Raw genomic sequence first — 13,317 nt, forward strand, 5'->3', positions numbered from 1 at the left:
GTTTTGCTATTCGTGAAGGTGGTCGTACTGTTGGTGCCGGTATCGTCTCTAAGATCATTGAATAAATAATGCTTGTTAAAGGGGTGTTAAAAGTGTTTTAGTTTTGAGAGTTAGGGGTATAGCTCAGTTGGTAGAGCGGCGGTCTCCAAAACCGCAGGTCGCGGGTTCAAGTCCTGCTGCCCCTGCCAAAGAGGGATTTTACATATAAGGGAGTGGATTTTGCTACCTTTTTCGCTTTTTTTGATATGGGGCTTGTTTTTTTGTGTGTGAAACGGTATTGAATAGAAAGTAAGGAAATTGCATAAGTCTGAAAGTTGGCTTTTGCATTTTTTTCCTGTTTATTTTGTTCTATAAAACACAATAGGACTAGAGAGAGTATAGTGTGACGATGGCATCTAAAACCAATCCGATTACCTTTTTGAAGCAGGTTTATGCAGAAACAATTAAAGTGAAATGGCCTACACGTCGTGAGACGGTTATTTCTACTATTATGGTTTTGTTGGTAACTGCATTGGCTTCAGCTTTCTTTTTTATTGTGGATCAGGTTATGCATTTTGGTGTTTGGCGGGTTATTGATCTTCTGAAATATCTTTTTAGTTGAGAATGTAAGGAAATGTGACTGTGGCAGCTCGTTGGTATATTGTTCAGGCATATTCAAATTTTGAAAAGAAAGTAGCGGAAGCTATTGATAAGGAGGCAAAGCAAAAGGGACTTGATCATCTTTTTGAAAAGATTTTTGTTCCAACAGAGCGTGTTGTAGAGGTACGTCGTGGACGCAAAGTTGATACTGAGCGAAAATTTTTTCCTGGTTATGTTCTTGTTCGTGCTGAGTTAACAGATGAAGTTTATCATCTTATTAAGAATACGCCTAAAGTGACAGGTTTTTTAGGGTCGGATGCGCGTCCTGTTCCTATTTCTGATCGAGAGGTTGAGCAAATTCTCAAACAAGTTCAGGAAAGGGTTGAGTCTCCAAAGTCCTCTGTATTGTTTGAGGTTGGAGAGCAAGTTCGCGTTGCTGATGGTCCTTTTGTTTCGTTTAATGGAATTGTTCAAGAGGTTGAAGAAGAGCGCTCTCGTCTTAAGGTTGAGGTGCTTATTTTTGGGCGTCCTACGCCTGTTGATTTGGAATTTGGTCAGGTTGAAAAACTCTGATTAAACTTAGAGTAGTTTTAATTACTTTAAGGAAGGAGTGGGAGGTGATTTATAGCTTTTGTCGGCTTAATGATCCGAACCACGTGACTGCAAGCGGGTGACGGGCAAGATGAATTGTCAGTATACCAGTGAAATTAAAGGCAGATTGTTATGGCAAAAAAAAGTATAGGTCAGCTTAAGTTGCAGGTCCCTGCAGGAACTGCTACTCCATCTCCACCAATTGGTCCAGCTCTTGGGCAGCGTGGTATTAATATCATGGAATTTTGTAAGGCGTTTAATGCAGCGACACAAGAAATGGAAAAGGGGGCACCGATTCCAGTTGTTATTACGTATTACCAAGATAAGTCTTTCTCCTTTTCTCTCAAGACGCCTCCTGTATCCTTCTTTTTAAAGAAGGAAGCAAACCTGAAATCTGGCTCAAAAGAGCCTGGTAAAGTGTCTGTAGGAAGCATTTCTCGCGATAAAATTCGTTCGATTGCGGAATCAAAGATGAAAGATCTTAATGCGAATGACATCGAGGCAGCAATGCGTATGGTTGAAGGTTCTGCTCGCTCGATGGGCTTGGAAGTGGTGGGCTAATATTATGGCAAAAGTAGCAAAAAGAATAAAAAATATCCGAAAAGATATTGATTTTAATGAACTTTACGCTTTAAAAGATGCCGTTTCAATGGTTAAGGAGCGTGCCGTTGCTAAGTTTGATGAAACAATCGAAATTTCAATGAACTTGGGTGTTGATCCTCGTCATGCTGATCAAATGGTTCGAGGCGTTGCTCATTTGCCTAATGGAACAGGGAGAAATATTCGTGTTGCCGTTTTTGCTCGTGGGGATAAGGCTGAGGAAGCTAAGGCGGCAGGAGCTGATATTGTGGGTGCCGAAGATTTATTTGAAAGCGTTAATAGAGGGACTATAGATTTTGATCGTTGTATTGCAACGCCAGACATGATGCCTCTTGTTGGTCGTCTTGGTAAGATTCTTGGTCCACGGAGTTTGATGCCGAATCCGAAAGTTGGTACTGTAACACTTGATGTCGCCGGTGCTGTCAAAGCTTCTAAAGGTGGTGCTGTTGAGTTTCGTGTGGAAAAAGCTGGTATTGTGCATGCTGGTATTGGTAAGGCTTCTTTTGGTGTTGAAAAAATCGTAGAAAATATAAAAGCCTTTGCAAGTGCAGTTATTAAAGCCAAACCGCAAGGTGCAAAAGGTGAGTATATTAAGCGCGTTGCTGTTTCGTCGACTATGGGAATTGGTGTTAAAGTTGATCCAGCAACGGTTCGTTCAGAGCTAGTATAAGCTGATTTATAATTTTGTTTTGGGGTATGGGAATATCAAAATTGTATTTAAAATGCTGATTTTGATCAGCTCGCTATCTAAGCTTTATAGGGCTTAGGTTGTACCGGGAGAAATTCCGGAATATCCTGTCCGAGATTGTAGGTGATGCTTTTAAGTATCTTAATCAAAAAAAACCTGCATGAGACTGGGGTAAAAACTGAGAGTTAAAAGACTTAAAGGGTTTGAGCCAAGGTTGCCTTTGAACGCTGTGCGTAAAAAAGGGGACAGGATCCTCATCGGTGACATGAAGTATTTTATGTTATCAAAGGTAACCAACAGGTTTGTTTTAAGCAAATCTGTTAAATGGAGAGAGACAGTGAATAGAGCGGAAAAACGCGAATTTGTTACATGGCTTAACGAGGCTTTTCGGAAGTCTGGTTCTGTTGTTGTTGCACATTATTCCGGTCTGACAGTTTCACAGATGAATGATCTGCGTTCGAAAATGGGTGAAGCTGGCGGTGCCGTTAAGGTCGCCAAAAACCGTCTTGCTAAAATCGCTCTTCAGGGCACGGAATCTGAATCGATAGTGGGTTTGTTTACTGGACAAACACTTATTGCTTATTCAGAAGATCCAATCACAGCACCGAAAGTTGCTGTTGATTTTGCGAAAAGCAATGACAAATTTGTCATACTTGGCGGTTCAATGGGTGCAACAAGTTTAACTGTAGATGCTGTGAAGTCATTGGCTTCATTGCCTTCATTAAACGAGTTGCGTGCAAAACTTGTGGGTATGATTTCTACCCCTGCGACCCGTATTGCACAGGTTGTTAATGCCCCTGCTGGTCAGGTTGCACGTGTCATTGGAGCATATGCTCAGGAGGATAAGGCGGCTTAAGGCTGTTTGTATTCACGTTTATGGAAGAGCTTTAATGCTTTTCTGTTTTTTTGAATAAGATTTAATAATGGTTCAAATCTTTTAATTGAAGGAATTTAAAAATGGCTGATCTAGAGAAGATCGTAGAAGACCTTTCTAATCTAACCCTTTTGGAAGCCGCTGAGCTTTCTAAGTTACTTGAAGAAAAGTGGGGAGTTTCGGCTGCTGCTCCTGTAGCTGTCGCTGCTGTTACTGGTGCTGCTGCTCCAGCTGCTGAAGAAAAAACAGAATTTGATGTTATTCTTGTTGAAGGTGGCGCACAAAAAATTAATGTTATTAAGGAAGTTCGTGCTCTTACTGGACTTGGTCTTAAAGAAGCTAAAGATCTGGTTGAAGGTGCACCTAAGCCTATTAAAGAGGCTGCTTCTAAAGAAGAAGCAGAAAAAATTAAATCTCAACTTGAAGCTGCCGGTGCTAAGGTGGAACTTAAGTAAATTTAATTTTATCGGCGGGCATTTATGTTCGCCGATTTTCTTTCTCTTAATACAAAGAGGGAAAATAATGAGTAAAAAACTTTTCCCAATGGTTTCGTAACAGGAATGGGATAAGTTTGGATTACTTATCCCTTCATCATAGAGTCAAAGAGATAAATGGCTTATGTTGGTGGGGAAAGTTAATGATGCTCATTATTGAGTGTCAAGTGAACTGGTCTGCATATGCAGGTTAATGGTATAAGGCTTTCAAGGTTGGTCTACCTTGAAGAGTAAAGATCAAGGAGCGACGATGGCTCAGACTCACGCAATGATGTCTCAATTCAATGGTCGTAAGCGCGTACGGAAATTTTTTGGTAAGATTCCTGAAGTAGCAGAAATGCCGAATCTTATTGAGGTTCAAAAAGCCTCATACGATCAATTTCTCATGGTTGAGGAACCGAAAGGTGGGCGACCAGATGAAGGTTTGCAAGCTGTTTTTAAATCGGTTTTTCCTATTTCAGATTTTTCCGGTACAGCTATGCTTGAGTTTGTAGGTTATGAATTTGATTTACCAAAATTTGATGTTGAAGAGTGCCGTCAACGTGATTTAACTTATGCTGCCCCATTAAAGGTCATATTGCGTTTGATTGTTTTTGATGTTGATGAGGATACTGGCTCCAAAGATATCAAAGACATTAAAGAGCAAGGCGTTTATATGGGCGATATGCCTTTAATGACGACGAATGGTACCTTTATTGTTAATGGTACGGAGCGTGTTATTGTTTCTCAGATGCATCGTTCTCCTGGTGTCTTTTTTGACCATGATAAAGGAAAGTCCCATTCATCAGGAAAGTTTCTTTTTGCTGCTCGTGTTATTCCGTATCGTGGTTCTTGGCTTGATATTGAGTTTGATGCTAAGGACATCATTTATGCGCGTATTGATCGACGGCGCAAGATTCCTGTTACTAGTCTTTTGATGGCATTAGGTATGGATGCGTCGGATATTTTATCGACGTTTTATGATAAAGTGACTTATGAGCGTGATGGAGAAGGATGGCGAGTTCCTTATTCTGTGGATCGCTTTAAAGGAATGAAGCTCATTTCTGACCTTATAGATGCAGATAGTGGTGAAGTCGTTGCGGAGGCTGGTAAAAAATTAACAGTTCGTACTGCGAAGTCTTTGGTAGAAAAAGGACTTAAAGCGGTTAAAGTTAGTGAAGATGATTTATTAGGTTGTTATCTAGCCGAAGATATCGTCAATTACGAAACAGGTGAAATCTACCTTGAAGCTGGTGATGAAATTGACGAAAAAGTATTAAAAGTTCTGCTCGATGTTAGTGCTGATCAAGTCAATATTCTTGATATTGATCACATGAATATTGGCGCTTACATCCGCAATACTTTGAAGGTGGATAAAAATGAAAGTCGGCAGGATGCGTTATTTGATATTTACCGGGTGATGCGTCCAGGTGAACCTCCAACAATCGATACAGCAGAAGCAATGTTCCATTCATTGTTTTTTGATCCAGAGCGTTATGATCTTTCAGCTGTCGGGCGTGTTAAGATGAATTTACGTATGGATCTTGATTGTCCAGACACAGTTCGCATTTTACGCCAAGAGGATATTCTTGCTGTTGTTAAGATGTTGGTTGAATTGCGTGATGGACGTGGTGAAATTGATGATATTGATAATCTTGGCAACCGTCGCGTTCGTTCCGTCGGGGAGTTGATGGAAAATCAATATCGCATTGGTCTTCTTCGTATGGAGCGTGCGATAAAAGAGCGTATGTCATCGGTTGAAATTGATACAGTTATGCCACAGGATTTGATTAATGCAAAGCCTGCGGCAGCAGCAGTCCGTGAATTTTTTGGGTCTTCACAATTGTCGCAGTTTATGGATCAAACCAATCCATTGTCAGAAATTACCCATAAGCGCCGTCTTTCTGCTCTTGGTCCAGGTGGTTTGACACGTGAACGTGCGGGTTTTGAAGTTCGTGACGTACATCCTACGCATTATGGTCGTATTTGTCCGATTGAAACACCAGAAGGCCCCAACATTGGTCTGATTAACTCCTTAGCAACATTTGCGCGAGTTAACAAATATGGCTTTATTGAAAGCCCATATCGAAAAATTATTGATGGAAAAGTCACAAAAGAAGTTATTTATCTTTCAGCGATGGAAGAAGCAAAGCATTATGTCGCTCAGGCTAATTCTTCATTAGATAACGAAGGTCGTTTTATAGAAGAGTTTGTTGTTTGCCGTCATGCTGGTGAAGTTTTAATGGCGCCGCGTGATCATGTTGATTTGATGGATGTTTCACCAAAACAGTTGGTTTCAGTTGCAGCAGCGCTTATTCCTTTTTTGGAAAATGATGATGCGAATCGTGCGCTTATGGGATCGAACATGCAGCGTCAAGCAGTTCCTCTTGTACGCGCTGAAGCGCCATTTGTTGGGACGGGAATGGAATCTATTGTTGCGCGCGATTCAGGAGCTGCTGTGAGTGCAAAGCGTAGTGGTGTTGTTGATCAAGTCGATGCTACCCGTATTGTTATCCGTGCAACAGAAGATTTAGATCCTTCAAAATCAGGCGTTGATATTTACCGCTTACAGAAATTTCAGCGTTCTAATCAGTCCACTTGTATTAATCAGCGTCCTCTTGTACATGTCGGTGATAGGGTAGAGAAAGGTGATATCATTGCAGATGGTCCATCCACGGATCTTGGTGATTTGGCTCTTGGGCGGAATGTTCTCGTAGCCTTTATGCCTTGGAATGGATACAATTATGAAGATTCTATTTTGTTATCCGAGCGCATTGTTGCTGATGATGTGTTTACTTCAATTCATATTGAGGAATTTGAAGTTGCGGCACGCGATACAAAACTTGGACCTGAGGAAATTACGCGCGACATTCCTAATGTTGCGGAAGAAGCGTTAAGAAATCTTGATGAAGCTGGCATTATTTATATTGGTGCTGAAGTTCAACCAGGTGATATTTTAGTTGGAAAGATTACCCCGAAAGGTGAAAGTCCCATGACGCCGGAAGAAAAGCTTCTGCGTGCAATTTTTGGGGAAAAGGCATCCGATGTTCGTGATACTTCTATGCGTATGCCTCCTGGGACTTTTGGTACTGTTGTTGAAGTTCGCGTTTTTAATCGCCATGGTGTGGAAAAAGATGAACGTGCGATGGCAATTGAGCGTGAAGAAATTGAGCGTTTAGCAAAAGACCGTGATGATGAACAGTCTATTCTTGATCGCAATGTTTATGCGCGCCTCACCGATATGTTGACAGGTAAAGTTGCTGTAGAAGGTCCGAAAGGCTTTTCGGGTAGTAAAAAGCTTGATAGTACAGTAATGGGGCATTATCCACGATCCCAGTGGTGGCAATTTGCTGTTGAGGATGAAAAGCTTCAAAATGAAATTGAAGCTTTGCGCAAGCAATATGATGAATCAAAAGAAGCATTACAACGTCGCTTTATGGATAAGGTTGAAAAGGTCCAAAGAGGTGATGAAATGCCTCCTGGTGTCATGAAAATGGTGAAAGTTTTTGTGGCTGTGAAGCGCAAAATCCAACCAGGTGACAAGATGGCGGGGCGTCATGGGAATAAGGGTGTTGTTTCACGTATTCTTCCCGTAGAAGATATGCCATTTCTCGAAGATGGGACCCATGCTGATATCGTCTTGAATCCGCTTGGTGTGCCTAGTCGTATGAATGTTGGACAAATTCTTGAAACGCATCTTGGTTGGGCATGTGCGGGGATGGGCAAGAAGATTGGTGCTTTGTTAGAGTTATATCAAGAGACTGGGGATATATTGCCGTTGCGTCAGCGTATTGAAAATCTTATGCCTGATGATAATCATAATGAACCAGTTCGTCAGTATGATAATGAAAGCCTTTACAAATTGGCATTGCAGATGAAGAAAGGGGTTTCAATTGCAACGCCTGTTTTTGATGGAGCACATGAGTCTGATATTAACATGATGCTGGAAGACGCAGGCTTAGATAGTTCAGGGCAGGTTACGCTTTATGATGGTCGTACTGGGGAGCCTTTTGATCGCCCAGTAACGGTGGGATATATTTACATGTTGAAATTGCATCACCTTGTTGATGATAAGATTCATGCACGTTCTATTGGTCCCTATTCACTCGTTACGCAGCAGCCATTAGGAGGTAAGGCACAATTTGGTGGTCAGCGTTTTGGTGAAATGGAGGTTTGGGCACTTGAAGCTTATGGTGCTGCATACACTTTGCAGGAGATGCTAACAGTAAAATCAGATGATGTGGCTGGTCGAACAAAAGTCTATGAGGCAATTGTGCGTGGTGATGATACATTTGAGGCAGGTATACCCGAAAGCTTTAATGTGTTGGTAAAAGAAATGCGCTCACTTGCTCTTAATGTGGAGCTTGATGATGCGCGTGAACTTATTGCACAGCGGGCATTGTCTGATACGGCAGAATAATAATTCAAGGAGCGCACTAGAAAAAGGCTGCGCTCTTATTGCTTTAAGAGGCTCAATAACCTTATTAAGGCTATACAGGTCGTTTTTAAAAGTAAATGTATTTTAAAGAAGATCTGTTATAAAATAAATGAGATATTACAACAGGTTCTAAGAATCTTTGAAGGAGAACAGCATGAACCACGAGGTCATGAATCTTTTCAATCCTCAAGCGCCAGCGCAGACATTTGACTCTATTCGTATTTCTATTGCGAGTCCTGAGAAAATTTTGTCCTGGTCGTATGGTGAGATTAAGAAGCCTGAGACGATTAATTATCGGACTTTTAAACCAGAGCGTGATGGTCTTTTTTGTGCACGTATATTTGGCCCTATTAAGGACTATGAATGTCTATGTGGCAAATATAAACGCATGAAGTATAAGGGCATTATTTGTGAAAAATGTGGTGTAGAGGTTACTCTTTCGCGTGTACGTCGTGAGCGTATGGGGCATATTGAACTTGCGGCACCCGTTGCACATATATGGTTTCTTAAATCATTACCAGGTCGTATTTCTACACTTTTAGATTTAACTTTAAAAGATATTGAACGGGTTCTTTATTTTGAGAATTATATTGTAACCGAACCAGGGTTAACATCTCTTAAGCTCCATCAGCTTCTTTCTGAAGAAGAATATATGCTTGCTATTGATGAATTTGGAGAAGATCAGTTTACAGCTATGATTGGCGCTGAAGCTATTTACGAGCTTTTAGCTAGTATGGAGTTAGATAAAATCGCTAATGATTTGCGTCTTGAATTAGCTGAAACAACTTCAGAGTTAAAGCAGAAAAAATTGATTAAACGACTTAAAATCGTTGAAAATTTTCTTGAATCTGGAAATAAGCCAGAGTGGATGATTATGAAAACAATTCCGGTTATTCCACCGGATTTGCGTCCATTGGTTCCGCTTGATGGTGGGCGTTTTGCGACATCAGATCTGAATGATCTTTATCGGCGTGTTATTAATCGTAATAACCGCTTGAAGCGGCTGATTGAATTGCGAGCTCCTGGAATTATCGTACGCAATGAAAAGCGTATGGTACAAGAAGCTGTTGATGCATTGTTTGATAATGGACGGCGTGGGCGTGTGATTACTGGAGCCAATAAACGTCCTCTTAAGTCTTTATCAGATATGTTGAAGGGCAAGCAAGGACGTTTTCGTCAGAACTTACTTGGGAAGCGTGTTGATTACTCGGGGCGTTCTGTTATCGTGACGGGTCCTGAATTAAAATTGCATCAATGTGGTCTTCCCAAAAAAATGGCTCTTGAATTATTTAAGCCTTTTATTTATGCGCGGCTTGATGCAAAAGGCTATTCATCAACGGTAAAGCAGGCAAAGAAGCTTGTTGAAAAAGAACATCCAGAAGTTTGGGATATCTTGGATGAGGTTATTCGTGAACACCCTGTTTTACTCAACCGCGCGCCAACATTGCACCGTTTGGGGATTCAGGCTTTTGAACCTATCTTAATTGAAGGCAAAGCTATTCAACTTCATCCACTGGTGTGTACTGCTTTTAATGCAGATTTTGATGGTGATCAGATGGCGGTTCACGTGCCGCTTTCTCTTGAAGCACAGCTTGAAGCCCGTGTTTTGATGATGTCCACCAATAATATTCTTCATCCGGCAAATGGTGCTCCCATTATTGTTCCCTCACAGGATATGGTTCTTGGTCTTTATTATCTTTCAATTGTTTCTGAAAAAGAACCAGGTGAAGGAATGGCCTTTTCTGATATAGGTGAGCTTCATTATGCCTTGGAAAATAAGGTTATAACGCTTCATACGAAGATTAAAGGCCGTGTTAAGAATATGGGGAAGGATGGAAAAGAAGTCTCTAAACTTTATGATACGACACCTGGTCGTTTGATTATCGGTGAGCTTTTGCCAAAAAGTGCGGATATCTCATTTGATATTGTCAATCAAGAGATGACGAAAAAGAACATTTCTAAAATGATTGATCATGTTTATCGGCACTGTGGACAAAAAGAGACGGTTATTTTTTGTGACCGTATTATGCAGCTTGGCTTTTCTTATGCTTGTCGTGCAGGAATTTCATTCGGTAAGGACGATATGGTTATTCCTGATAGTAAGTCGCGTTTAGTCGCAGAAACAGAAGCTTTGGCTAAGGAGTACGAACAGCAATATAATGATGGTTTGATTACACAAGGTGAAAAATACAATAAGGTTGTAGATGCTTGGGGTAAATGTACAGATCGCGTCGCAGATGAAATGATGAAACGTATTCAAGCTGTCGATTTTGATCCTAAAACAGGTCGTCAACGGCCGATGAATTCTATCTATATGATGTCGCACTCTGGTGCTCGTGGTTCTGCTAACCAGATGAGACAATTGGCCGGTATGCGTGGATTAATGGCAAAACCATCGGGTGAAATTATTGAAACACCCATTATTTCAAATTTTAAAGAAGGTCTAACTGTTAATGAATACTTCAATTCCACGCATGGTGCACGTAAAGGACTTGCTGATACTGCGTTAAAGACGGCGAACTCTGGTTATTTAACACGGCGTCTTGTTGATGTTGCACAGGATGCTATTATTTCAGCAGTTGATTGTGGTACCGCAAAAGGGCTTACCATGCAGCCGATTGTTGATGCAGGACAAATTGTTGCCTCCCTTGGGCAAAGAATTCTTGGTCGTACAGCGCTTGTTGATATTCTACATCCTGTCTCTGGAGAGGTTATCCTTGAAGGTGGAGCAATGATTGAGGAAGCTGATGTCGCGAAGATTGAAGCAGCTGGGATTCAATCTGTTCAAATTCGTTCTGCATTAACATGTGAAACACGTCTTGGTGTTTGTGCAAAATGCTATGGTCGTGATTTGGCGCGTGGAACACCTGTTAATCAGGGAGAAGCCGTTGGTGTTATTGCTGCTCAATCCATTGGTGAGCCGGGAACACAGCTTACTATGCGTACTTTCCACTTAGGAGGAACTGCGCAGGTTGTTGATTCATCGTATTTAGAGGCATCTTATGAAGGTAAGGTGGAGATTCGTAATCGTAATGTAGTTCGTAACTCTGAAGGCCATTTGGTTGTTATGGGGCGTAATATGGCTATCCTTATCAAGGATGAGTTAGGAAAAGAGCGCGTTGTACATCGTGTTAGCTATGGTGCTCATATTTTTGTTGATGATGGTGATGTGGTTAAACGTGGCCAACGTATAGCAGAATGGGATCCTTATACACGTCCAATTTTAACGGAAGTTGAAGGCTATGTGGGTTTTGAAGATATGATTGATGGTTTATCTGTCACTGAAACAGCTGATGAATCTACGGGTATTACGAAGCGTTTGGTGATTGATTGGCGCGCTAATCCACGTGGTGCGGATCTTAAACCAGCTATTATTATTCACACGGATAAAGAAGGTGAATCCATTGCTAAATTGTATAAGGGAGGTGAAGCCCGTTATATGATGTCAGTGGAAACTATTCTTTCTGTTGAGCTTGGTGCTCATGTTAAGGCTGGTGATGTTATTGCTCGTTTGCCAATGGAAAGTGCCAAGACGAAAGATATTACGGGTGGTCTTCCTCGTGTGGCTGAGCTTTTTGAAGCGCGTCGTCCAAAGGATCATGCGATTATTGCTGAAGTTAGTGGTACAATTCGATTTGGCCGTGGTTATAAGAATAAACGTCGTATCATTATTGAACCAAATGATGAAACTCTTGAGGCAGTAGAATACTTGATTCCAAAAGGTAAGTTGTTCCACTTCCAAGAAGGCGATCAAATTGAAAAGGGAGATTATATCCTTGATGGTAATCCAGCACCTCATGACATCTTGGCGATTAAGGGGGTTGAAGCTTTGGCATCTTATCTTGTTAATGAGATTCAGGAGGTTTATCGTTTGCAGGGAGTTCTTATTAATGATAAGCACATTGAAGTGATTGTTCGTCAAATGTTGCAAAAAGTTGAAATTACTGAATCTGGAGATTCTGGTTATATTCCAGGTGATAATGTTGATCGTATTGAACTTGATGAAATCAATGATAATTTGATTGCAGAAGGTAAGAAACCTGCATCTGGTAATCCCATTCTTCTTGGAATTACAAAAGCTTCTCTTCAAACGCCTTCTTTCATTTCGGCGGCATCGTTTCAGGAAACAACACGTGTTCTTACTGAAGCAGCAGTTTCTGGTAAAATTGATACTTTGCAAGGACTTAAAGAGAACGTTATTGTCGGTCGTCTTATTCCAGCAGGTACGGGTGGTACAATTTCTCAAATCCGTCGTATTGCTGCAGTTCGTGATGATTTGATTGTAGATGAGCAGCGTAAGTCTAGTAATAACGAAGTGGCTAAGGCTATGTTGACAAATATGACAACTGGGGCCGTTGCTGAATAATTTAAATACAACATCACATAATAAAAAACGTCTGAATAGAACGTTCAGACGTTTTTTTATTTCGAAATACAGAAGTTGTATATTTTCTTGAAAAATATCAAAAATTATAAGGCGATAGTTATTTTAAACATCTTTAGTAGCTTATTGTTTTGTAATGATGCTTATCTTTTTTGTTACTTTATTTTAAAGTTTCTTAATTTCTAAAAGCAGTATAGAAAGTTTTTTCCCAAATATGTGAAACTCAAAAATCATATTCAAGGAAAAGAGTTGATTATCTACAAATCAAATAATGATTGATTTTGAATTTGAGGAAATTTTTTGATTGATATCTTCTATAAAGCTTTAAAAAGACTTATAATGAAAGATCAATAGTCTTTTCTGTAATCTAAAAAATAATTGATTCTCTACTATACAATGCTTGTACGATAAAATGTATTTTCTTATAAATTAGAATGCAGGAAAGTAGAGATTGGGGTGCTTATTAAGTTATATAAAAAATAGACATATTTCTTATAACAATGTGATCTATGCAGACAGAATAATAAAATGTACGAATATTATTCAATTGGAAAATTAACACGTGAGTTTTCAATAATAGCTCGAACTTTGCTATGAAGAAGAGGGACTTCTTATCCCTTTTCGGTGTGGAAGTACACGGATTTATACATAAACGGATCGTCATAAGTTAAAACAAATCCTGTATGCTAA

Annotated in this window: 8 protein-coding genes, 1 tRNA gene and 1 pseudogene; all 10 read left to right on the forward strand. The window is 40.3% G+C overall.

The features are described from left to right. Window positions 1–65: pseudogene (locus ACFIQC_RS05060) on the forward strand (elongation factor Tu); the annotation flags it as partial. 47 nt (window positions 66–112) lie between these two features. Beyond that, window positions 113–188: transfer RNA gene (locus ACFIQC_RS05065), tRNA-Trp, on the forward strand. A 200-nt stretch (window positions 189–388) separates the two neighbouring features. Beyond that, window positions 389–601, forward strand: coding sequence for a preprotein translocase subunit SecE (secE, locus tag ACFIQC_RS05070; RefSeq protein ID WP_273790652.1), 213 nt, complete (start codon window positions 389–391; stop codon window positions 599–601). 20 nt (window positions 602–621) lie between these two features. Continuing rightward, window positions 622–1,152 (forward strand): transcription termination/antitermination protein NusG, encoded by a 531-nt coding sequence (nusG, locus tag ACFIQC_RS05075; protein ID WP_273790740.1) that lies wholly within the window; start codon window positions 622–624, stop codon window positions 1,150–1,152. 150 nt (window positions 1,153–1,302) lie between these two features. Then, window positions 1,303–1,731 (forward strand): 50S ribosomal protein L11, encoded by a 429-nt coding sequence (gene rplK / locus ACFIQC_RS05080; RefSeq protein ID WP_375706824.1) that lies wholly within the window; start codon window positions 1,303–1,305, stop codon window positions 1,729–1,731. A gap of 4 nt (window positions 1,732–1,735) precedes the next feature. Next, the gene (gene rplA, locus ACFIQC_RS05085) at window positions 1,736–2,440 is read left to right on the forward strand and encodes a 50S ribosomal protein L1 (RefSeq protein WP_375613460.1); all 705 of its coding nucleotides are present in this window, start codon (window positions 1,736–1,738) and stop codon (window positions 2,438–2,440) included. 355 nt (window positions 2,441–2,795) lie between these two features. Then, window positions 2,796–3,314, forward strand: a complete 519-nt coding sequence (rplJ, locus tag ACFIQC_RS05090) for a 50S ribosomal protein L10 (protein WP_012755027.1) — start codon at window positions 2,796–2,798, stop codon at window positions 3,312–3,314. A gap of 101 nt (window positions 3,315–3,415) precedes the next feature. Then, window positions 3,416–3,787 (forward strand): 50S ribosomal protein L7/L12, encoded by a 372-nt coding sequence (rplL, locus tag ACFIQC_RS05095; protein ID WP_375620778.1) that lies wholly within the window; start codon window positions 3,416–3,418, stop codon window positions 3,785–3,787. Between the two features lie 289 nt (window positions 3,788–4,076). After that, complete coding sequence (rpoB, locus tag ACFIQC_RS05100; protein ID WP_375706825.1) at window positions 4,077–8,225, forward strand: DNA-directed RNA polymerase subunit beta; 4,149 nt, start codon at window positions 4,077–4,079, stop codon at window positions 8,223–8,225. A 172-nt stretch (window positions 8,226–8,397) separates the two neighbouring features. Then, window positions 8,398–12,609 (forward strand): DNA-directed RNA polymerase subunit beta', encoded by a 4,212-nt coding sequence (gene rpoC / locus ACFIQC_RS05105; RefSeq protein WP_375613463.1) that lies wholly within the window; start codon window positions 8,398–8,400, stop codon window positions 12,607–12,609. The last annotated feature ends 708 nt before the right edge of the window (window positions 12,610–13,317 follow it).

Origin of the sequence: Bartonella sp. AA126HLJHH, assembly GCF_042197425.1 — a bacterium.
Classification (GTDB): domain Bacteria; phylum Pseudomonadota; class Alphaproteobacteria; order Rhizobiales; family Rhizobiaceae; genus Bartonella.

Bases quoted from the DNA above. Each gene is read 5' to 3' on its own strand.
- rpoB (WP_375706825.1), top strand. From the start codon at position 4,077: ATGGCTCAGACTCACGCAATGATGTCTCAATTCAATGGTCGTAAGCGC.
- rplL (WP_375620778.1), top strand. From the start codon at position 3,416: ATGGCTGATCTAGAGAAGATCGTAGAAGACCTTTCTAATCTAACCCTT.
- rplK (WP_375706824.1), top strand. From the start codon at position 1,303: ATGGCAAAAAAAAGTATAGGTCAGCTTAAGTTGCAGGTCCCTGCAGGA.
- secE (WP_273790652.1), top strand. From the start codon at position 389: ATGGCATCTAAAACCAATCCGATTACCTTTTTGAAGCAGGTTTATGCA.
- rpoC (WP_375613463.1), top strand. From the start codon at position 8,398: ATGAACCACGAGGTCATGAATCTTTTCAATCCTCAAGCGCCAGCGCAG.
- rplA (WP_375613460.1), top strand. From the start codon at position 1,736: ATGGCAAAAGTAGCAAAAAGAATAAAAAATATCCGAAAAGATATTGAT.